The organism is Alterotamlana spongicola, assembly GCF_035818475.1.
GTDB lineage: Bacteria > Bacteroidota > Bacteroidia > Flavobacteriales > Flavobacteriaceae > Cognatitamlana.
Genome location: NZ_JAYMGV010000001.1, coordinates 509159 through 530408, shown reverse-complemented (window position 1 = coordinate 530408; position 21250 = coordinate 509159). Strand labels below are relative to the sequence as shown.

11 protein-coding genes and 1 pseudogene are annotated in these 21250 nt (G+C 36.0%); 11 read left to right on the top strand and 1 reads right to left on the bottom strand.

The annotated features are described in order from the left end of the window. Positions 1-52 precede the first annotated feature (52 nt). From VOI54_RS02210 to VOI54_RS02160, 11 genes and pseudogenes are all read left to right on the top strand, one after another. Positions 53-3169 (top strand): TAT-variant-translocated molybdopterin oxidoreductase, encoded by a 3117-nt coding sequence (locus VOI54_RS02210; RefSeq protein WP_326281096.1) that lies wholly within the window; start codon positions 53-55, stop codon positions 3167-3169. A gap of 30 nt (positions 3170-3199) precedes the next feature. Further along, a pseudogene (gene nrfD, locus VOI54_RS02205) lies at positions 3200-4621 on the top strand (NrfD/PsrC family molybdoenzyme membrane anchor subunit); the annotation flags it as partial. A gap of 39 nt (positions 4622-4660) precedes the next feature. Next, positions 4661-5191, top strand: coding sequence for a DUF3341 domain-containing protein (locus VOI54_RS02200; protein WP_326281094.1), 531 nt, complete (start codon positions 4661-4663; stop codon positions 5189-5191). Positions 5192-5199: 8 nt separating this feature from the next. Then, positions 5200-5751 (top strand): c-type cytochrome, encoded by a 552-nt coding sequence (locus tag VOI54_RS02195; RefSeq protein ID WP_326281093.1) that lies wholly within the window; start codon positions 5200-5202, stop codon positions 5749-5751. A gap of 22 nt (positions 5752-5773) precedes the next feature. Beyond that, positions 5774-7126, top strand: coding sequence for a quinol:cytochrome C oxidoreductase (locus VOI54_RS02190; protein ID WP_326281092.1), 1353 nt, complete (start codon positions 5774-5776; stop codon positions 7124-7126). A 30-nt stretch (positions 7127-7156) separates the two neighbouring features. After that, positions 7157-8224 (top strand): cytochrome c oxidase subunit II, encoded by a 1068-nt coding sequence (locus tag VOI54_RS02185; protein ID WP_326281091.1) that lies wholly within the window; start codon positions 7157-7159, stop codon positions 8222-8224. A gap of 27 nt (positions 8225-8251) precedes the next feature. Next, positions 8252-10045, top strand: coding sequence for a cytochrome c oxidase subunit I (locus VOI54_RS02180; RefSeq protein ID WP_326281090.1), 1794 nt, complete (start codon positions 8252-8254; stop codon positions 10043-10045). Positions 10046-10259: 214 nt separating this feature from the next. After that, positions 10260-12578: a T9SS type A sorting domain-containing protein gene (locus tag VOI54_RS02175; protein WP_326281089.1), complete on the top strand. Its 2319-nt coding sequence runs from the start codon at positions 10260-10262 to the stop codon at positions 12576-12578. 254 nt (positions 12579-12832) lie between these two features. Beyond that, positions 12833-17533, top strand: coding sequence for an Ig-like domain-containing protein (locus tag VOI54_RS02170; RefSeq protein WP_326281088.1), 4701 nt, complete (start codon positions 12833-12835; stop codon positions 17531-17533). A gap of 12 nt (positions 17534-17545) precedes the next feature. Continuing rightward, a complete protein-coding gene (locus tag VOI54_RS02165; RefSeq protein WP_326281087.1) occupies positions 17546-18502 on the top strand; it encodes a PorP/SprF family type IX secretion system membrane protein in 957 nt (318 codons plus the stop codon). Between the two features lie 19 nt (positions 18503-18521). Continuing rightward, positions 18522-20408 (top strand): OmpA family protein, encoded by a 1887-nt coding sequence (locus tag VOI54_RS02160; RefSeq protein WP_326281086.1) that lies wholly within the window; start codon positions 18522-18524, stop codon positions 20406-20408. Positions 20409-20659: 251 nt separating this feature from the next. Here VOI54_RS02160 and VOI54_RS02155 read toward each other — a convergent pair whose 3' ends face one another. Then, the gene (locus tag VOI54_RS02155) at positions 20660-21241 is read right to left on the bottom strand and encodes an RNA polymerase sigma factor (protein ID WP_326281085.1); all 582 of its coding nucleotides are present in this window, start codon (positions 21239-21241) and stop codon (positions 20660-20662) included. Positions 21242-21250: the final 9 nt, after the last annotated feature.

Below are 21250 nucleotides of genomic sequence, written 5' to 3'. Positions count from 1 at the left end.
TAAAAACGGAAAACTTTAAAATAAATAATAAGAAGTAATTCAATTATATAATATGTCATCAAACAAGAAATACTGGAAAAGTGTTGAAGAGCTAAATGAAGATAGCTCTATTGTTGAGACGCTAAAACAAAACGAGTTTGTATCAGAGATTCCTACTGATGAGTTTTTAGGTGATAAAGACACATTAGAGTCTACTGCTACAACGCGTCGCGATTTCTTAAAATATGTAGGCTTTAGTACAGCGGCTGCATCTTTGGCTGCTTGTGAAGGTCCTGTGAAAAAATCAATTCCTTATGTAGTACAGCCTACAGAGATTATTCCTGGTGTGGCTAATTACTATGCAACTACAATTGCAGATGGTTTTGATTTTGCGAGTGTTTTAGTTAAAACACGTGAAGGTCGTCCAATTAAAATTGAAAACAATAACTTGGCAACTACTCATGGCAGTGCAAATGCCAGAGTGAATGCTTCAGTTTTAGGTTTGTATGACAGCTTAAGAGTTCAGGGGCCTAAAAAAGAAGGGACTTCAATTTCCTGGAGTGATTTTGATGCTAAAACCAAGCAAGTTTTAAATGGTTTAAAAGGATCAGATAAAGAGATTGTGTTATTAACACAAACTTTTGCAAGTCCATCTACCAATCGTTTAATTTCTGATTTTAAAGAAACCTATGGAAATGTACGTCATGTAGTTTATGATGCTGTTTCTGAGTCAGCTGCGATTGAGGCTTTTCAAAAGAAATATAATAAAAGAGGATTAGCAGATTATGACTTTTCAGAAGCCATGACTATTGTATCTGTTGGAGCTGATTTTCTTGGAGACTGGCAAGGCGGAGGTTTTGATTCGGGATATGCAAAAAACAGAATTCCTGATCATGGTAAAATGTCACGTCATGTACAGTTTGAATCTAATATGTCACTTACCGGTGCTAATGCCGATAAGCGCGTGCCATTAACACCAACACAACAAAAATTAGCTTTAGCTAAATTATATAGTTTGGTTACCGGAAACAATGTTTCAGTAAATGGCTTACCTGAGCATGTTGAAGCTGCTGTAAAAAGCGCTGCGTCACAATTGAAAAAAGCAGGAAGCAAAGGTATTGTGGTAACCGGAATTCAGGATGTTAATGCGCAAACTGTTGCTTTAGAGCTTAATGAGTATTTAGCAAGTAAAGCGTTTAACAGTAATACTGTTGTCAAAACAAGAGGAGGAAATGATAAAGATGTAGCTCAGTTAGTGGCCGATATGAAAGCCGGTAAAGTAGGAGCGATCATCATGAGTGGTGTTAATCCACTTTATACTTTAGCCAATGCAGCTGATTTTGCCGAAGGATTAAAGAATACACAATTGTCAGTGGCGTTTTCTATGAAAGAAGACGAAACTTCTAAACAAACACAATACCTTGCTGCAGCACCTCACTATTTAGAAGCATGGGGTGATGTTGAGGTTAAAACCGGGCATTATGCACTAACACAGCCAGCTATTCGTCCGTTATTTGACACCAAACAGTTTCAGGACGCTTTATTAAAGTGGACAGATAATGATCAGTCCTATAGTGATTATATTAAATTGACCTGGAATGAGAATATTCTTAACGGAGCATCTTATAATCAGGCCTTGCATGATGGTTTCTTTGTAAATGATTCTGCCGGGGAGGATACAACTGATACTACAGAAACAACTGAGTCAGACTCAGATGCAACCGAAACTACTTCAGCTAATGGATCTGCAGCTCAGGCATTAGCCTCTGCAGCCAAATCAAACGGTTTAGAATTAACCTTATATACCAAAACAGGTATGGGAGATGGTCAGCAGGCCAATAACCCATGGTTACAGGAATTTCCAGACCCGATTACCAGAACAACCTGGGATAACTATTTAACGGTTTCAAAAGCTGATGCTGCTGAGATAGGTTTAGCAAATACTCATGTAGCCAATGGTGCCTTAAACGGTAGTTATGCAAATGTTACTGTAAATGGAGTTACTATAACAGCTCCGGTAATCATTCAACCAGGACAAGCTAAAGGTTCTGTAGGACTAGCGCTGGGTTATGGTAGAACAGCCGGTTTAAAAGAAGAGATGCAAACCGGTGTTAACGGATATCCGTTATATCAAAACTTTAATAATGTTCAGAATGTAACTATTGAACCTGCTTCAGGCGAGCATGAATTTGCTTGTGTACAGCTTCATAATACATTAATGGGACGTGGGGATATCATTAAAGAAACTACTTTAGAGATATTCAATACTAAAGATAAAAAATATTGGAATGCGATTCCTGTAGTGTCTTTAAACCATGAAGAAACTCCGGTAACGTCGCCAGAAGTTGATTTATGGGATGAATTTGATCGTTCAATAGGTCATCATTTCAACTTATCAATAGATCTAAATGCCTGTACAGGATGTGGGGCTTGTGTTATTGCTTGTCATGCTGAAAATAATGTACCTGTAGTAGGTAAAACAGAAGTACGTCGTAGTCGCGATATGCACTGGTTACGTATTGACAGATATTATTCATCTGAAGACTCATTTGAAGGAGATAATAAGAAAAAAGATGATATTTCCGGTTTAGGAAGCTCATTAAGTGAGTTTGGTGAAATGGAAAATGCATCAGAGAATCCTCAGGTAGCATTTCAACCGGTAATGTGTCAGCATTGTAATCATGCCCCTTGTGAAACCGTATGTCCGGTGGCTGCAACGTCTCATGGACGTCAGGGTCAAAATCATATGGCTTATAACCGTTGTGTAGGTACAAGATACTGTGCTAATAACTGCCCTTATAAAGTACGTCGTTTCAACTGGTTCTTATACAATGGTAATGATGAGTTTGATTACTATATGAATGATGATTTAGGGCGTATGGTATTAAATCCGGATGTAGTTGTGCGTTCTCGTGGTGTTATGGAAAAATGTTCTATGTGTATTCAAATGACACAAAAAACAATTCTTGATGCTAAACGTGACGGACGTCAGATCAAAGACGGAGAATTCCAGACAGCATGTTCTGCAGCTTGTAGTAGTGGTGCAATGCTATTTGGAGATATCAATGATAAGGAAAGTAAAGTTGCAAAACTTAAAGAAGATAATCGTATGTATCACTTGTTAGAGCATGTAGGGACAAAACCTAACGTACAGTATCAAACAAAAGTGAGAAATACAACGGAAGCATAAAATTAATTAAGAAACAATTATAAAAGGATTATGGCGTCTCATTACGAAGCACCTATTAGAAGACCTTTAGTTACAGGCGAAAAATCATATCACGATGTTACCGTAGATGTGGCTAAACCTGTAGAAGGAAAAGCAAATAAACAATGGTGGATTGTTTTTGGAATTTCACTGGCAGCTTTTCTTTGGGGAATTGGATGTATTATTTATACAATAGCTACAGGTATTGGAACTTGGGGTTTAAATAAAACCGTAGGTTGGGCCTGGGATATTACTAACTTTGTTTGGTGGGTAGGTATTGGTCACGCAGGAACACTTATTTCTGCTGTACTTTTATTATTCCGTCAAAAATGGAGAATGGCAATTAACCGTTCTGCAGAAGCTATGACAATCTTCTCGGTAGTCCAGGCAGGATTATTCCCAATCATTCACATGGGTCGCCCATGGTTAGGATACTGGGTACTTCCTATTCCAAATCAATTTGGATCGTTATGGGTAAACTTTAACTCACCCTTACTTTGGGATGTATTTGCAATCTCAACCTATTTATCTGTATCGCTGGTATTTTGGTGGACAGGTTTATTACCGGATTTTGCCATGTTAAGAGACAGAGCTATTAAACCATTCCAAAAGAAAATATATGCCTTATTAAGTTTTGGTTGGTCTGGTAGAGCCAAAGATTGGCAACGTTTTGAAGAAGTATCTTTAGTACTTGCAGGTTTAGCTACGCCATTAGTACTTTCAGTACATACCATAGTATCGTTTGACTTTGCAACATCGGTTATTCCGGGGTGGCACACCACTATTTTCCCGCCATACTTTGTTGCCGGGGCGGTATTCTCAGGATTTGCAATGGTAAACACCCTACTTATCATCATGAGAAAGGTATGTAACCTTGAAGATTATATTACAGTACAGCATATTGAATTAATGAACATAGTAATAATGATTACAGGTTCAATAGTTGGTGTAGCCTATATCACAGAGCTGTTCATTGCATGGTATTCAGGTGTTGAATATGAACAATATGCTTTCTTGAACAGAGCAACCGGACCTTACTGGTGGGCGTATTGGGCAATGATGACCTGTAATGTATTCTCACCACAATTTATGTGGTTCAAGAAGTTAAGAACAAGTATTATGTTCTCCTTCTTTATCTCAATAGTAGTAAATATAGGAATGTGGTTTGAGCGTTTTGTAATCATTGTAACCTCATTACATAGAGATTACTTACCATCATCATGGACTATGTTCTCGCCAACGTTTGTTGATATTGGAATTTTTATAGGAACAATAGGATTCTTCTTTGTATTATTCTTATTGTATTCAAGAACATTCCCGGTAATAGCACAGGCTGAGGTTAAAACCATTTTAAAATCTTCAGGAGAAAAGTATAAAAACTTAAGAGAAGCAGGTAAGAGTTTGGTAGGAACTGGTGCTGATGCAAGAACATCTGGAGATAATAATAAAGAAACAAAAAATTAAAAGTAGCATATGGAAGCTTCAAAAGTAATTCACGCTATTTATACGGATGATGATATTTTAATGTCTGCTGTTAAAAAAGTAAAGGCAGAAAAGCATCATATAGAAGAGATATATACACCATTTCCGGTTCATGGGCTAGATAAAGCTATGGGACTTGCTCCAACACGTATTGCAATTACTGCATTTATGTACGGATTGGTAGGTTTAACTGTAGCTATTGTTATGATGAACTTTATAATGATTGAAGACTGGCCTCAAAATATAGGAGGAAAACCAAGCTTTAGTTATATAGAAAATATGCCGGCGTTTGTGCCTATTATGTTTGAGCTTACAGTATTCTTTGCAGCACACTTAATGGTGATCACATTTTATTTACGTAGTAGGATGTGGCCGTTTAAAAAAGCTGAGAATCCGGATCCAAGAACTACCGATGATCATTTCTTAATGGAAATTGCTGTTCATGGAAATGAAAATGAATTAGAGAACTTGCTTAAAGAAACTGGAGCAGTAGAAGTTAAATTAGTTGATAAAGCCCATTAATATAGAACATGAAAAGCTTAATTAAAATATTAGTAATAGCAGTTGTTTTTGTAGCTGTATCATGTAAAAAGAGTACAGTGCCTAACTATCAATTCATGCCTAATATGTATGAGTCTGCTGGATATGAAACGTACGGTGAAGCTGCATTTCCTAATGGGATTGAGGCGCAGTTACCTGCAGAAGGAACAATACCAAGAGGATTCGTGCCTTTTGATATAGAAAATACAACTGAAGGTTTTGAGTTGGCTAAAGCAACTTTAACCAGTCCGTTAGATTCAACACAGGTAGATTTGAACAGAGGAAAAGAGTTATATGATATTTACTGTGGAATTTGTCATGGTAACAAAGGAAAAGGACAAGGGAACTTAGTGAAGCGAGAAAAAATACTTGGTATACCAAGTTATGATGATGCCGGTAGAGCCATAACCGAAGGGAGTATTTATCATACCATTTATTATGGTAAGAATGCCATGGGATCTTATGCTAACCAATTGAACGAAGAAGAGCGTTGGCAAGTGGTATCCTATGTATTAAAATTGAAAGCAGATTTAGAAAAGTAAGATTGATAAGATTATTATAGATATGTATACATTTTCAAATAAATTAAAGACATTTTCTTTCATTCTAATGATTTTAGGAGCATTGGGAGTTGGATATGGTTTTATGACATCTCATAAATCTTTTGAAGAAGTTGAGCACTTACTTGCAGAAGAATCACATCACGGTGGCGGACATGGTGAAGAAGTTGCGCATGCTGCTTCCGGTCATGATACACCTGCAGATAATAACCATGGCGAAGACGCACACGCTGAAGTTGATGAGCATGCAAAACACATTGAGCATGTTCAACATCAAATAGCTAACAGACCATGGTCTGCTTTATATGTTGCGGCATTTTTCTTTATGATGATAGCTTTAGGTGTTTTGGCATTTTATGCTATTCAAATTGCATCACAGGCAGGATGGTCGCCAGTACTTTTCAGAGTTATGGAAGGGATCACGGCATACTTATTACCTGGTGCTGTAATTGTATTGTTAATTGCTATAGCCTCCGGGACAATAGGACATTATAACTTATTTGTTTGGATGGATCCTGAGGTAGTGGCTCATGATAAACTATTACAAGGAAAATCAGGATGGTTAAGCCTTTCAGGTTTTGCTATTAGAGGTGTTATCTTTATTGCCGGTTGGAGTTTATATCGTCATTTTTCACGTAAATTCTCTATTGCTCAGGATACTGCTGAAGATAAGAGTAACTTTAAAAAATCATTCCGTATTTCGGCCGCATTTTTAGTGTTCTTTATCTATACAGAATCCATGATGTCTTGGGATTGGATTATGAGTGTAGACCCACACTGGTTCTCTACATTATTTGGATGGTATGTTTTTGCAAGTATGTTTGTTAGCGGTATTACCGTTATCGCGCTAATTTCAATCTATTTGAAATCCAGAGGATATTTAGAATTTGTAAATGAAAATCACTTACATGATGTCGCTAAGTTTATGTTCGCCATGAGTATTTTCTGGACTTACTTATGGTTCTCTCAATTCATGCTGATCTGGTATTCAAACATTCCGGAAGAAGTAACCTATTTTGTATCACGTTTTAACGATTACAAATTACCATTCTTAGGGATGGTAGCACTAAATTTTGTATTTCCAATATTAATGCTAATGAATGCGGATTATAAGCGTATTCCATGGTTTGTTGTAATGACGGGCTTAGTAATTTTATTTGGACATTACATAGATATTTTCAATATGATTATGCCTGCAACCGTTGGAGACAGATGGTTTATAGGTATACCGGAAATAAGTTCAGTTTTACTTTTTGCAGGCTTATTCATTTTTGTAGTGTTCACAGCACTTACAAAAGCACCATTACTTGTAAAAGGTTACCCTTTCAGGAAAGAGAGCGAAGAATTTCATTATTAATTAAGATATAAATAAAGACGAAAGATACCAATGACTGCTTTATTAACAATTATAGTTTTAGTATTTATTTTAATTGCCATTTGGCAAATGGTTAAGATTTTTGATTTGGCGCAAGCTAAAACTGAAAATTCCCAAGTAGCCACTGATAAGGATAATACAATGAATGCTTATTTAATGATGGGCTTCCTGGCATTCATCTATGTGATAACTATTGTATGCATAGTAAAATGGGGAGATTTACCATTATTATCAAATTCAGCCTCTGCGCATGGTCCAACAATTGATAATTTAATGGTCATCTCTTTGGTCATTATCTTTTTTGTACAAACCGTTACGCAGTTTTTGTTACATTATTTCGCATTTAAATATAAAGGCGAAAAAGGTAAAAAAGCTTTGTTTTTTGCTGATAATAATAAATTAGAAGCGATCTGGACTATAATCCCGGTAATTGTTTTAGCCGGTTTGATTATTTATGGACTGAACACCTGGATTAATATTATGGGGGTTGATGAAAGTGAAGATCCTTTGGTTGTTGAATTATACGCACAGCAGTTTAACTGGAAAGCAAGATATGGTGGAGCAGATAATACATTAGGTAAAGCTAATGTACGCTTAATAGATATTGATCGTGCTAATATATTAGGTTTAGATGAATCTGATCCTAATGCTCAAGATGATGTTATTACAACAGAATTGCATTTACCCGTTGGAAAACCGGTATTATTTAAAATGCGTTCTCAAGATGTATTACATTCAGCGTATATGCCACATTTTAGAGCCCAAATGAACTGTGTGCCGGGAATGATTACACAATTTGGTTTTACACCTACGGTAACTACAGCCGATATGCGTCAAAATCCGGATATTCAAGAAAAAGTTAGCAGAATTAATGATATTAGAGTTGAAAATAGCAAGCCATTAGTTGCTAAAGGAGAAGAAGCATTAGAACGTTACGAATTTGATTATCTATTGATATGTAATAAAATTTGTGGTAAATCTCACTATAATATGCAGATGAAAATTATAGTAGAAACTCAGGAAGAATATGATGCTTGGATAAAAGAGCAAAAACAATTCAAGAATTCTCTAATTAACTAATTAAAAAGATAAAAACGAAATAAGATTATGTCAGCACACGCAGATACTCACGCTCACGAAGACGACCACGGACATCATCATAAAGAAACGTTTGTAACTAAATATATATTTAGTCAGGACCATAAAATGATTGCTAAACAGTACCTGGTAACAGGGACTATTATGGGAGTTATAGGAGTATTAATGTCATTAATGTTCCGTATGCAGATCGCATGGCCGGAAGAACCTAATGTGTTATTTGAAGCATTATTAGGTAAATGGGCACCAGGTGGAGTTATGGATGCCGATATTTATTTGGCATTAGTCACCATACATGGTACTATTATGGTATTTTTTGTATTAACAGCTGGTTTAAGTGGTACGTTTAGTAACTTATTAATTCCGTTACAAATTGGTGCTCGTGATATGGCATCAGGATTCCTTAATATGGTATCTTATTGGCTATTCTTTTTGTCAAGTGTTGTAATGGTAATATCGTTATTTGTTGAAGCAGGCCCTGCAGCAGCAGGTTGGACTATATATCCGCCGTTAAGTGCATTACCAATGGCACAAGGTGGTTCAGGTATGGGTATGACCTTATGGTTAGTGTCTATGGCTATATTTATTGCCTCATCATTATTAGGTTCACTGAATTACATTGTAACCGTAATTAATTTACGTACTAAAGGTATGTCAATGACACGTTTACCTTTAACCATTTGGGCATTCTTTGTAACAGCTATAATTGGTGTAATTTCGTTTCCAGTATTATTATCTGCGGCGTTGTTATTAATTATGGATAGAAGTTTTGGAACCTCATTCTTTTTATCAGATATATTTATTCAGGGAGAAGTATTACATTATCAAGGAGGATCACCAGTATTATTTGAACATTTATTCTGGTTCTTAGGGCACCCGGAGGTATATATTGTAATATTACCGGCTATGGGTCTGGTATCTGAAATTATGGCATCAAATTCACGTAAACCTATTTTTGGTTATCGTGCCATGATTGCTTCAATTTTAGCAATTGCTTTCTTATCAACCATTGTTTGGGGACACCATATGTTTGTATCTGGAATGAATCCGTTCTTAGGATCTGTATTTACGTTCACAACATTATTGATTGCAATACCATCTGCGGTAAAAGCATTTAACTGGATAACCACGCTATGGAAGGGTAACTTACAGATGAATCCAGCTATGTTATTTTCAATTGGATTTGTATCTACGTTTATAACAGGAGGTTTAACAGGAATTATTTTGGGAGACAGTGCCTTGGATATTAATGTACATGACACTTATTTTGTTGTGGCTCACTTCCACTTAGTAATGGGTATTTCTGCACTATATGGTATGTTTGCAGGGATTTACCACTGGTTCCCTAAAATGTATGGACGTATGTTGAATAAAAACCTGGGGTATATACATTTTTGGATAACCGCAATTTGTGCTTATGGGGTATTCTTCCCAATGCATTTTATCGGTATGGCAGGTTTACCACGTCGTTATTACACAAACAGTAATTTTCCATTATTTGACGATTTAGCTAATGTTAATGTTATAATCACAATATTTGCTTTAATAGGAGGAGTGGTACAGGTAGTGTATTTGTATAATTTCTTTAGTAGTATTTTCTTTGGAAAAAAATCTACTCAAAACCCATGGAAATCTACTACATTAGAATGGACAGCACCTGTTGAGCATATGCATGGTAACTGGCCAGGAGAAATTCCACATGTTCACCGTTGGGCTTATGATTACAGTAAACCGGGTCATGATGTAGATTTTGTTCCGCAAAATGTACCTTTAAAGGACGGAGAAGAAGAACTTCAGCATTAGAAAAATAATATAATTTCTTATTTTATATTTAAAACCACCTAATTATAGGTGGTTTTTTTGTGTTTTAAAATTTGTACTAAATTATTTACCTAATCACATCTAAAAAATAGATTAAACGCTTATTTTTTCGATAAAATGTATTTTTTGATAATTTATGTTGTACATTCGTACTTTTATTGCCAAATACTACTAATCAACCCTAAATATCTTAATAATGAAAAAACGACTACATTTATCTTTTTTATACAAGAGGTCTATAATATTAATAATATTAGCTCTTATCACAACTTTTAGTGGATTAGCGCAGCGAACACCTACTTTAGGTAGTACGGATTCTTTTGATACTAATCCAACTTATTTAATAAGGACAGCAAGATTGGATGACACCCATATCATTGCAGTATATAAATCAGCTTCATCTTCTGTAACTGCAGTATCTTCAGATTTATACGCCATTGTAGGAACTGTAGATACAAATACAAAAACAATTAGTTGGGGAACGCGTTTTACAATTGAAGCCGAAGATCAGTCCAGACCTTTTGTAGTTGCAATTTCAGCTACTCAAGCAGTTGTTGGATATGAATATGCTCCAGGTGATGATATAGGGCGTGCCCGAGTTGTTACTATTTCAGGTAATACAATTTCAAGTGTTGGATCTGCAACTAATTTTTCTTCTGGAGACTATACCTGGGCTTCAGCTATTCACTTAGGCTCAGGTAAAATAGCCATAGCCTACGATGATTTGGAAGCTAGTGCTCAAGGAACTGTAGTTATAGGAGATGTTACAGGGAGTTCAATTAGTTTCGGCTCACCTCAGAATTATAATTCTGTTAGAATTCAAACACCAGACATAAAAGCAGTTTCTTCTTCTAGATTTGTTATAGCTTATGAAGAGGATGGTACTAGTTTTGATCCAGGAAAAGTTATTATAGGAGATGTTTCTGGTACAGGAATTACTTATGGATCTGCAGCTACTTTTGCATCAAGTGGATCAACAAATGCGGTTAGAGAAACTTCAGTCGCTGTATTTAATTCCTCGTCTATTGCTGTGGCTTATAGTGATGACTCCTCTTCTGATGAAGGAAAAGTAATAGTGGGTACTATTACAGGATCAGATGTTACATTTGGAGGTACAGCCGTTGAATATGAAAATAACTTTTCGGTTAGAGATACTGATATTGAAGTTATCTCAGGAAATGAATTTGTACTGGTTCATAATGGGAGTACCACTAGTGACCCAGGTAAAGTAATTATAGGAGAGAGAAATGGTAATAATATTACTTTTGGAGCGGCTATTACTTATTTGTCAGCTCAGGCAGATGATAACAGGGTAACGGTTTTAACAGATAATTCTTTTGCAATTTGTTTTACGGATGATACAGGAACGCCTATTGATCAAGGAGAATATGTAGTAGGGACATTGCCTTCTCTAGCTACCGCTCCATCAGTTACCTCGTCATCAGCTACAGCAATTACTGTTTCAGGTGCGACTTTAAATGGTAATGTTACAGATGATGGAGGAGCTGGCATTACTGAAAGAGGTTTTGTATATTCAGTCACAACAACAGATGGTACACCAACCGTAACCGAGTCTTCAGGTTCAGGGGTAACCAAAGTAATAGTTTCTGGAACCACAGGAACTTTTAATCAAGTTGTTTCCAGTTTAACGGCAGGTACAGGCTATAGTTTTGCTCCGTATGCAACAAATAACGAAGGCACTACCGAAGGCACTGTACAAACATTTACAACAACGTCTTTAACAACGCCAACAATTACATTTGCTAATATTTCAAAAACATATGGAGATGCTAATTTTACTTTAGGTGCAACTTCAAATTCAGCTGGAATAATAACTTATTCTATAGAAGGAGTAAATACTACAGGAACAGCATTGAGTGGTACAAATAATGCAACTGTAAATTTAGAAAATGTAGGGGGACTAACTATTAGAGCAACTCAGGCTGCTGATGGTATTTATTCCTCAACAACAAAAGATATTACATTAACAATTAATGTTAAAGAACTAGCAATTATCAATATCACAGGAGATGATAAGGTATATGACGGCAATACAAATGCTACAGTTTCAGGAACAGCAGAACTGTCTGGAGTGGAGATTGGAGATACCGTTTTATTAGGAGGAAGCCCGGTATTTACATTTGCAAGTTCAGAAATAGGATTTGGGATAATAATAAATGGGGCTGGCTATGTTATTTCAGGTGCAGATTCAGGAAACTATAGCCTAACACAGCCTGTTTTGTCAGCAGATATTACTAGCGTTTTGGGATTAGAAGATGCATCGTTGAACAAATTAATAAGCTTATACCCAAACCCGGTTAACAACCTACTGCATATAAAATCAAATAAACCGAATATTCTGGAAGTAACATTGTTAGATGTTTTAGGAAAATCAATAAAAAATATTATTCTTAAAAATGATACTGTTGATTTCTCTGGAATTAACAGTGGAATGTATTTATTAAAGATAAAAACAGAACATGGTTTAATTGTTAAGAGAATAATTAGAAAATAGATATTAACAGGTTAACATTATTCAGTCCTTATTATGTGTTAAAAACCCACCGATTCCAGGTGGGTTTTACGATTAAATACTTGTTTTATCGGCAAAATGTAAAATAATTCATAAAAAATCGATGAAATACAAATAAATCAGTTAAATTGCAATCAATTAATAGATTGATGTGCGATTCTACGTAATAATTGAAATGTAGAATTTATACAGCTTTTATTATACAGCTAACAAATCAAGATTCTAATTTTTCAATTATGAAAACAAACTTAGAGCCAGGACATGTATTTAGAAATACGTTCTTTACTTTATTGTTATTTGGGCTATCGTTTACACTTTATGGACAATGCCCCACAATAACAGATCCTAATCCTACTATTTGTATAGAAGGAGCTGGATTTAATTTCAGCAATTTAAATAGTTATGCCATTGACGGCGGAAATGGTATAGTTTGGTATGATGCTCCTACCGGTGGAAATGCCTATTTATCAAATCAGTTGGTTTCTGAAGGGACCTATTATGCAGGCGATAATACAGGAACATGTGGAACCAGAAATGCTATAACTGTTAATTTTACAGTTGATCCGTCCGGACAGAATCTGGATCGTATTTATTGTAGCAACGAAAACGCCACCGTTCAAACTTATATTGATGATGTTTTACAATCCAGTATCCCGTCCGGAGGCTCGGTAGAGGTTTATAATGATTTTTCTTTAACAGATCAGGCCGCCCCAACCGATGATATTCCAACAGGAGGAACCACATATTTTATTGTTTTTGTAGATAATGGGGGCTGTAAAAGTCAATTAGAAATTGGCCAGGTAGGTGTTTTTACTGCACCGGAAGATCCAACGCCACCATTACTGCAAACTTTTTGTGCAGATATAAACCCCACGGTTGGTGACTTGGTCACAGGTACCCTGGCTACAAATTATAACTGGTATGATAGCCTGGATTTTTCCGGAGATCCTATATTACCGGCATTATCTTTATTAACCCCTCTAACAAATGGAAACACCTATTATATTCAGGTGGATGAGCCCTTTTGTGATAGTAATCCAATAGCTGTAACTGTAACTATTGATATCCCTTCAGATTCAGGAACATCAGGAAGTTTAGACTATTGTAATACAAGTTTACCATCACCATTTGATTTGTTTGATGAGTTAGGTGGTGCACCTGATACTACTGGAACATGGTCCGGGCCATTGGGCACTGCTAATGGTCATTTAGGAACGGTAGATATTTCAACATTAACCACTGCAGGAACTTATACCTTTACATATACCGTTTCCGGTAATGGGGTGTGTCCGGATGTTTCAGCAACTGTGTCAATTACTATTTATGAAACGTTTAGTTCAGGAACTCCTTCTACGGCAAATCCAGCATCATTCTGTGAGTCTGGCTTGCCTTCAGATTTTGATTTGTTCACCTTAATAGAAAACCATGATATAAACGGTCAATGGACAGAAGGAAGTTTAAGTACAGATCCCGTTGTAGCTTCAACAGTAGATTTAACAAGTTTAACTTCCGGAACATATTTCTATACCTATACTCAAAACATATTACCTAACTCATGTCCGGAAGCGTCTACAACAGTACAAATAAATATCCTTGCAGATCCTAATGCCGGAAATGCAGTTAATCAGTTCTTTTGCGAAAATGACCTGGTAGCTCATTCGCCGTTTGACCTGTTTGATGCTCTGGATAATTCACAAGATAATAACCTTGGATCCTGGACGGACTCTGCAAATACTGTGATTTCAAATGTATTGGATATTACAAACTTCACTGTAGCAGGAAGCCCTTATCTTTTTAACTATACCATTGATAATGGAGCATGTACAGACACTGAACAAATAACAATAACCATTGAACCCGCACCGGAATCAGGAACCGTCAATGCTCCGGCAGAATTTTGTGAAGGGGCAGCTCCCAATAACTATGATCTCTTTAACCTGTTAGAAGGTGAAGATCAAACCGGAACCTGGTATATAGGAACTGATAATACCGGAAGCACAACTCCAAATCAGGTAGATTTATCCGCTTTAACATCCGGAACCTATGATTATACCTTTGATGTGGATAATATTAATAGCTGTGATGATGAATTGGTAACGGTTCAGGTTATTATAAACCCTTTACCAAATACCGGAACACCAACACCAGCTATATTTTGTGAAAATGATCCAGTATTAAATAATACAGCTTTTGATTTATTTACATTGTTAACAGGAACCGTGGATGCCGGTGGCACCTGGACCGATGATAGTTCTCCGGCCACAGGGACCTTAACAGGAAATACCATTAATTTAACAGGATTATCTATTGGCGTATTTAATTTTACATATTCCATAACCGATGCAAATGGCTGCACAAACAGTTCAACGGTTTTGGTTAGAATTGATGATGCTCCGGAATCCGGAACCGTTAATACTCCGGCAGAATTTTGTGAAGGGACAGCTCCCAATAACTATGATCTCTTTGACCTGTTAGAAGGTGAAGATCAAACCGGAACCTGGTATATAGGAACTGATAACACCGGAAGCACCACTCCAAATCAGGTAGATTTATCCGCTTTAATATCCGGAACCTATGATTATACCTTTGATGTGGATAATATTAATAGCTGTGATGATGAATTGGTAACGGTTCAGGTTATTATAAACCCTTTACCAAATACCGGAACACCAACACCAGCTATATTTTGTGAAAATGATCCGGCATTAAGCAATACAACTTTTGATTTATTTACATTGTTAACAGGAACCGTGGATGCCGGTGGCACCTGGACCGATGACAGTTCTCCGGCCACAGGAGCCTTAACAGGGAATACCATTAATTTAACAGGATTATCCATTGGAACATTTAATTTTACATATTCCATAACCGATGCAAATGGCTGTACAAACAGTTCAACGGTTTTGGTTAGAATTGATGATGCTCCGGAATCCGGAACAGTCAATGCTCCGGCAGAATTTTGTATAGCAGATATAACTGTAGGTCAATCGTATGATTTATTTGAGTTATTAGAAGGAGAAGACCAGGTAGGTTCTTGGAGCGATGATGACAATACAATGGCTTTAACCGGTAATACGGTAATACTAGATGGGCTTACATCAGGAACATATAACTTTACTTATAATGTTGATGCTATTGGAACATGTGATGATGTTGATGTCACTGTTAGTATTGTTATTAATGATACTCCGGTACCAACAGCAGCAGCAATACAAGAATTTTGTGATGCTGCAACAGTAGCAGATTTAACAGCTACAGGAACAGCCATTCAATGGTATGATGCTGTTAATGGAGGCAATCTTTTAGCAGCTACCGATGCATTGGTAGATGGTCAAGTATATTACGCAACTCAAACCATGGGATGTGAATCATCAGCAAGAGCAGCCGTAACAGTAACCATTTATCAATCACCTGATGCAGGTAATTTAAATACTACTCCTATTACTGCTTGTAATAATGGGACTGTTAATCTTTTTGATGGGCTGGATGGCTCAGAAGATAATACAGGAACCTGGTATGAAGGTACTGATAATACGGGTACCGTTGTAGGTAACCCAACAGCATATGATGTGTCAGGCTTATCAGCCGGAACCTATCAGTTTACCTATGAGGTTACAGCTTCTGCACCGTGTTTGGACGACAGTACTTCCATTACAATTACCATTGATGAACCATTAAATGCTGGTACTGATAATACCCTGGATGTATGTAGCAATAATGGTACAACAGATTTATTTACCCTTATTGGCCCAGCAGATACAGGAGGTGTCTGGTCTCCAGCTCTTGATAGCGGGACAGGAGTATTTGATCCGTTAATAGATTTAGGAGGTACATATACTTATACAGTTACAAATGCTTGTGGGGTAGATACCAGTGAGGTTGTGGTTACAGTAACCCAGGCACCTGATGCCGGTACTGATAATTCACTTTCCATTTGTGTTGGTGACATGTCAACAGATTTGTTTGATCTATTAGGAACTACAGCACAAAGTGGAGGAGTATGGTCTCCGGTTCTGTCAAGTGGTACCGGTGTTTTTGATCCTACAGTTGATGTATCAGGAGTTTATATCTATACCGTTACAGCAATTTCACCTTGTGTATTAGATGCAACTGCCGAGGTAACTGTAACCGTTAATGATTCACCTGCGATTATAGTTTTAGAACCTAATCCTGAATTTTGTCAGTCAGATAATCCTACGGTTGCTAGTTTGTCAGCAAGTATAAGGCCAATCGGAACAGTAAACTGGTATGAAGATATGGCTTTAACCTTACCACTTTCTGATGGAGATAGTTTGATAGATGGAGAAGATTATTATGCAACCCAAACCAATAGTACAGGATGTGAATCATCAGTTCCTGTTCAAATCAATGTAACGGTTAATGATGTGTCAACACCAACGTGGAATGATCCGTCAGTAACATATTGCATTAATGATAACCCAACCATAAATGATTTGACATTAAATATCACTGAATACAACGTTGCAACAAATAATGTAATATGGTATGATTCAGCTATAGGAGGTACAATTATTTCAGAAGGTACAGCACTGGAAGCCACAACATATTATGCTGTATTGATTGATGAGACTACAGGATGTGAGAGCAGTGTCAGATTAGAAGTTACTCCAAATGTAACAGCTTGTGGCAAGCTAAGTATGCCGGATGGGTTTTCGCCTAACGGAGATGGTGTTAATGACACCTTCGAAATTGATAATTTAAGTTTAATATATCCAAATTTTGAAATAGAAATTTATAACCGGTATGGAAATATGGTCTACAGAGGTAATGCCAATTCACCAAGTTTTGATGGTACCTCTAATAAATCATCAGGGATAGCAAAAGGCGACTTACCAGTAGGGGTATACTTTTACATTTTCAATTTTAATGATGGCGAAAATAAACCAGAACAAGGACGCTTATACTTAAGCAGATAAAAATAATAACAGATGAAAAATTTAAATATATATCATAGAATAGCTGTTTTGTTAAGTTTGACGTTTTTGTCATGGCAAAGTTTTTCACAGCAAGACCCTCAGTTTACACAGTACATGTATAATATGAGTATAATAAATCCAGCTTACGCCACCGCAGAAGAAGGAATATTAAACTTAGGGGGATTATACAGAACCCAATGGGTGGGCGTAGATGGCGCACCAAAAACAGCCAGTTTTTTTGCCCATACCCCGGTAAATGATAAAATAGAATTAGGCATTTCTTTTACTAATGATAATATCGGTGATGTAGTAGATGAGAACAATATCTTTGCTGATTTTGCTTATGTGTTACCGGTTGGGGTAGAAAGTAAAATATCCTTTGGAGTCAAAGGAGGATTCACGTTTTATAACACTAATTTTGATGGCTTTATGCTACAATCGGGAGATAGAAGCACCGATATGGCATTTAATGAAAATATTACCAGGACATTCCCTAACCTGGGTATTGGAACATTCTTTTTTGCTGAAAATTATTATTTAGGTTTATCAGCTCCAAATTTGTTATCAACAAAACATATAGAAAGTGAGAATGGTATAAAAGCTACAGGAGTTCAAAATGTACATTATTTCTTTACAGGAGGATATGTTTTTGATATTAATGAAAACCTGAAGTTTAAACCTGCTTTTATGGGTAAAGCTGTAAAAGGAGCCCCATTAGCTCTGGATATTACAGCAAATATTTTAATTAATGAAAAGTTGGAAGCAGGCCTGGGGTACAGGTTAGATGATGCCATAAGTGCTTTAGTGAATTTTAGGGTAACACCGGATTTAAGAATTGGTTATGCTTATGATTATACAACATCCAATCTTGGAGATTTTAACTCAGGATCTCATGAAATATTTATTTTGTTTGATGTGGATTTGTTTGGGTTCAAAGGAGGTTATGATCGATCACCAAGATTTTTCTAAAACTTAATAATTGGAAAACATGAAAAAATATATATACATACTTGCAGGCCTTTTATTAGTTAACGGAATGGCATTTGCACAAAATAAAAATTTAAAACGCGTAAATAAGCTTTTTGAAATGCGATCTTATGCTGAGGCGGCCGAAATTTATGAAACCAAAACACGCAATCAGGAAGTCCTTCAAAACCTGGCAGATAGCTATTATTACAATACCAACCTTCAAAAGGCTATAAAAACTTATAGAGAACTGTTTGTGGAGTACGGAGATTCTATAGATATTGAATATCATTTTAGGTATGCACAAGCTTTAAAAGGGGTTAAAAACTATAAGGAGGCAGATAAACATTTAAGTAGTTATTATCGTAAAGATGTAAATTCTAAAGTGTTTTTTGAATCATTAGAAAAAACAACACCACATACATTCAAACTGGAACAAATAAAGAATGAAAATTCAAATGGAGATTTTGGATTGACATTTTATGGTGATAATAAAGTGGCTTTTGCATCAGCAAGAAATGCAGAGAACCCATCATACTCATGGAATGGCTTGCCATATTTAGATATATACAGTGCTACCCTGACAAATGAAAATACGTTGGAAGCTATTACACCATTTTCCGAAGCAATAAACACAAGTTCGCATGAAAGTAATGCCGTATTCACTAAAGACGGTAAAACCATGTACTTTAACAGAACCAATACCAACCGAAAAGGAGCTGGAGAAAACCGAATAGCCCATATTAGGATTTATAGGGCAGAACTGGTAAATGATATATGGACAAATGTGACTGCCTTGCCATTTACATCAAACGCTTACAGCACTGAGCATCCGGCATTAAGTAAGGATGAGAAGACCCTATATTTTGCCAGCGATATGCCGGGGACTTTTGGAGGTTTTGATATTTATAGAGTAGCCATTAATGAAGATGGAACTTTTGGTGAGCCCGAAAATTTAGGGGAAGATATCAATACAAAACACCGAGAGCAATTTCCGTTTATCAGTGCATTTAACGTATTGTATTTCTCATCAATTGGGCATGAGGGTTATGGTGGTTTAGACGTGTTTAGGAGTAATATGGTAAATGAGAACTTTGATAAACCGGTCAATTTAGGAAGTTCCATTAATAGTAGTTTGGACGATTTTGCATATGTTATCAGAGAAAAAGACAATATGGGATATGTGTCCTCAAACCGGTCAGGTTATGACCGAATCTTTGGGTTTGCCAGAGAAGATAATATACTAACCAAATACCAGGTGGAAGGGATAGTACAGGATAAAAACAGTAAAGAACTACTGGTTGGCTCATTAGTAACATTGTTTGATGAATCCGATAGAGTCATACAAGATACTTTAGTAGGAGAAGAGGCCTATTACCTGTTTAAAATAGAACCAAATAAAAAATATAAGGTCAGAGGAACCCGAAAAGCCTATATTCCTCAGGATGTTGAATTTTCAACGGATAGTCAAGGGAAAGTTCAGCACAATATTTATTTAAGTTTAGAATCGTATGCTGATGCTGAAGAGCGTGTAAAAGAGAATGAAAAAGGAGATGTTCAGGTACAACTGGATAAAATTTATTTTGATTTCGACAAATCCGCTATTAGGGAAGATGCAGCAATAACATTGAATGTATTGGTAGATTTAATGAAAAAATATCCAATGATGGAAGTTGAAGTATCTGCACATACTGATGCTCGTGGCCCGGATCAATATAATTTAGAGTTGTCAAAACGTCGTGCCACTTCTACTTTGGAGTATTTAGTAAGTCAAGGTATTGAAAGAGCGCGTTTAAAAAGTATCGGGTATGGAGAAATGCAGCCACTTAATCAGTGTATTAAGGAAGGTATTTGTGATGATGAAGAATATGATATAAACAGACGCTGTGAATTTACAATTTTAAATTAACGATAGTATAACCAACCAAGTTTTATTCATTATGTAATCAAGAGGCTATCTCAAAAGTGATTCATTTTGTCATTCAGAGCATTGCTTGAATGAAAGTATACTTTCAAGAGGGCACCCTGCGAAGCAGACAAGAATCTTATTGTATTTAAAATCAGTATATTATAATTTTATGAGATTCTTCATTTTCATTCAGAATGACACTTTTTAGATAGCCTCTTGTGCTTAATGTCTTCATTTAAGTAGATTACCTCTTAGGTATTCTGCTTAAAATTGAACAATAAAAAAAGTATAGCTTCGTACTTGCTGTCTAATTTAGTGCTTAAAATTTTAAAAGCTCTTGTGATATGGCCCTCTACGGTTTTTATTGAAACACTTAGGTATTCAGAAATTTCAATATGAGTTAAACCTTCTTTTTTATTCAATAAAAAAATGCGTTTACACTTTGGGGGTAAATTGTTTATTTCTTTATCAACCAGTTTCATCATTTCATTTAAATCCTTCTGATCTTTTTCAATAACCAGATCTAAAGTTTCCAAATATTTCTTTTCCAAATAAACTACAGGCTTATTTTTTCTAAATTGGTCTATAAACTCGTTGTAGACAGCCTTAAATAAATAATTTTTGATAGAATATTTAGGGTTAATATTTTTTCTGGTTACCCATATTTCTACAAAAACATTTTGAACTATATCCTCAGTTATGGCATGATCAGTTGTGAGTGTATAAGCATAGCTACAAAGCCTTTTATAATAGGTAGTCATTAAAAAATCATAGGCCTTTTCGTTACCATTTTTTAATTGAAGGGCTAAAAGAGAGTTTTTGCTAAAGTTCAAAATATAAAA

Bases quoted from the DNA above. Each gene is read 5' to 3' on its own strand.
- VOI54_RS02185 (WP_326281091.1), top strand. From the start codon at position 7,157: ATGACTGCTTTATTAACAATTATAGTTTTAGTATTTATTTTAATTGCC.
- VOI54_RS02200 (WP_326281094.1), top strand. From the start codon at position 4,661: ATGGAAGCTTCAAAAGTAATTCACGCTATTTATACGGATGATGATATT.
- VOI54_RS02165 (WP_326281087.1), top strand. From the start codon at position 17,546: ATGAAAAATTTAAATATATATCATAGAATAGCTGTTTTGTTAAGTTTG.
- VOI54_RS02160 (WP_326281086.1), top strand. From the start codon at position 18,522: ATGAAAAAATATATATACATACTTGCAGGCCTTTTATTAGTTAACGGA.
- VOI54_RS02180 (WP_326281090.1), top strand. From the start codon at position 8,252: ATGTCAGCACACGCAGATACTCACGCTCACGAAGACGACCACGGACAT.
- VOI54_RS02210 (WP_326281096.1), top strand. From the start codon at position 53: ATGTCATCAAACAAGAAATACTGGAAAAGTGTTGAAGAGCTAAATGAA.
- VOI54_RS02190 (WP_326281092.1), top strand. From the start codon at position 5,774: ATGTATACATTTTCAAATAAATTAAAGACATTTTCTTTCATTCTAATG.
- VOI54_RS02195 (WP_326281093.1), top strand. From the start codon at position 5,200: ATGAAAAGCTTAATTAAAATATTAGTAATAGCAGTTGTTTTTGTAGCT.
- VOI54_RS02170 (WP_326281088.1), top strand. From the start codon at position 12,833: ATGAAAACAAACTTAGAGCCAGGACATGTATTTAGAAATACGTTCTTT.
- VOI54_RS02175 (WP_326281089.1), top strand. From the start codon at position 10,260: ATGAAAAAACGACTACATTTATCTTTTTTATACAAGAGGTCTATAATA.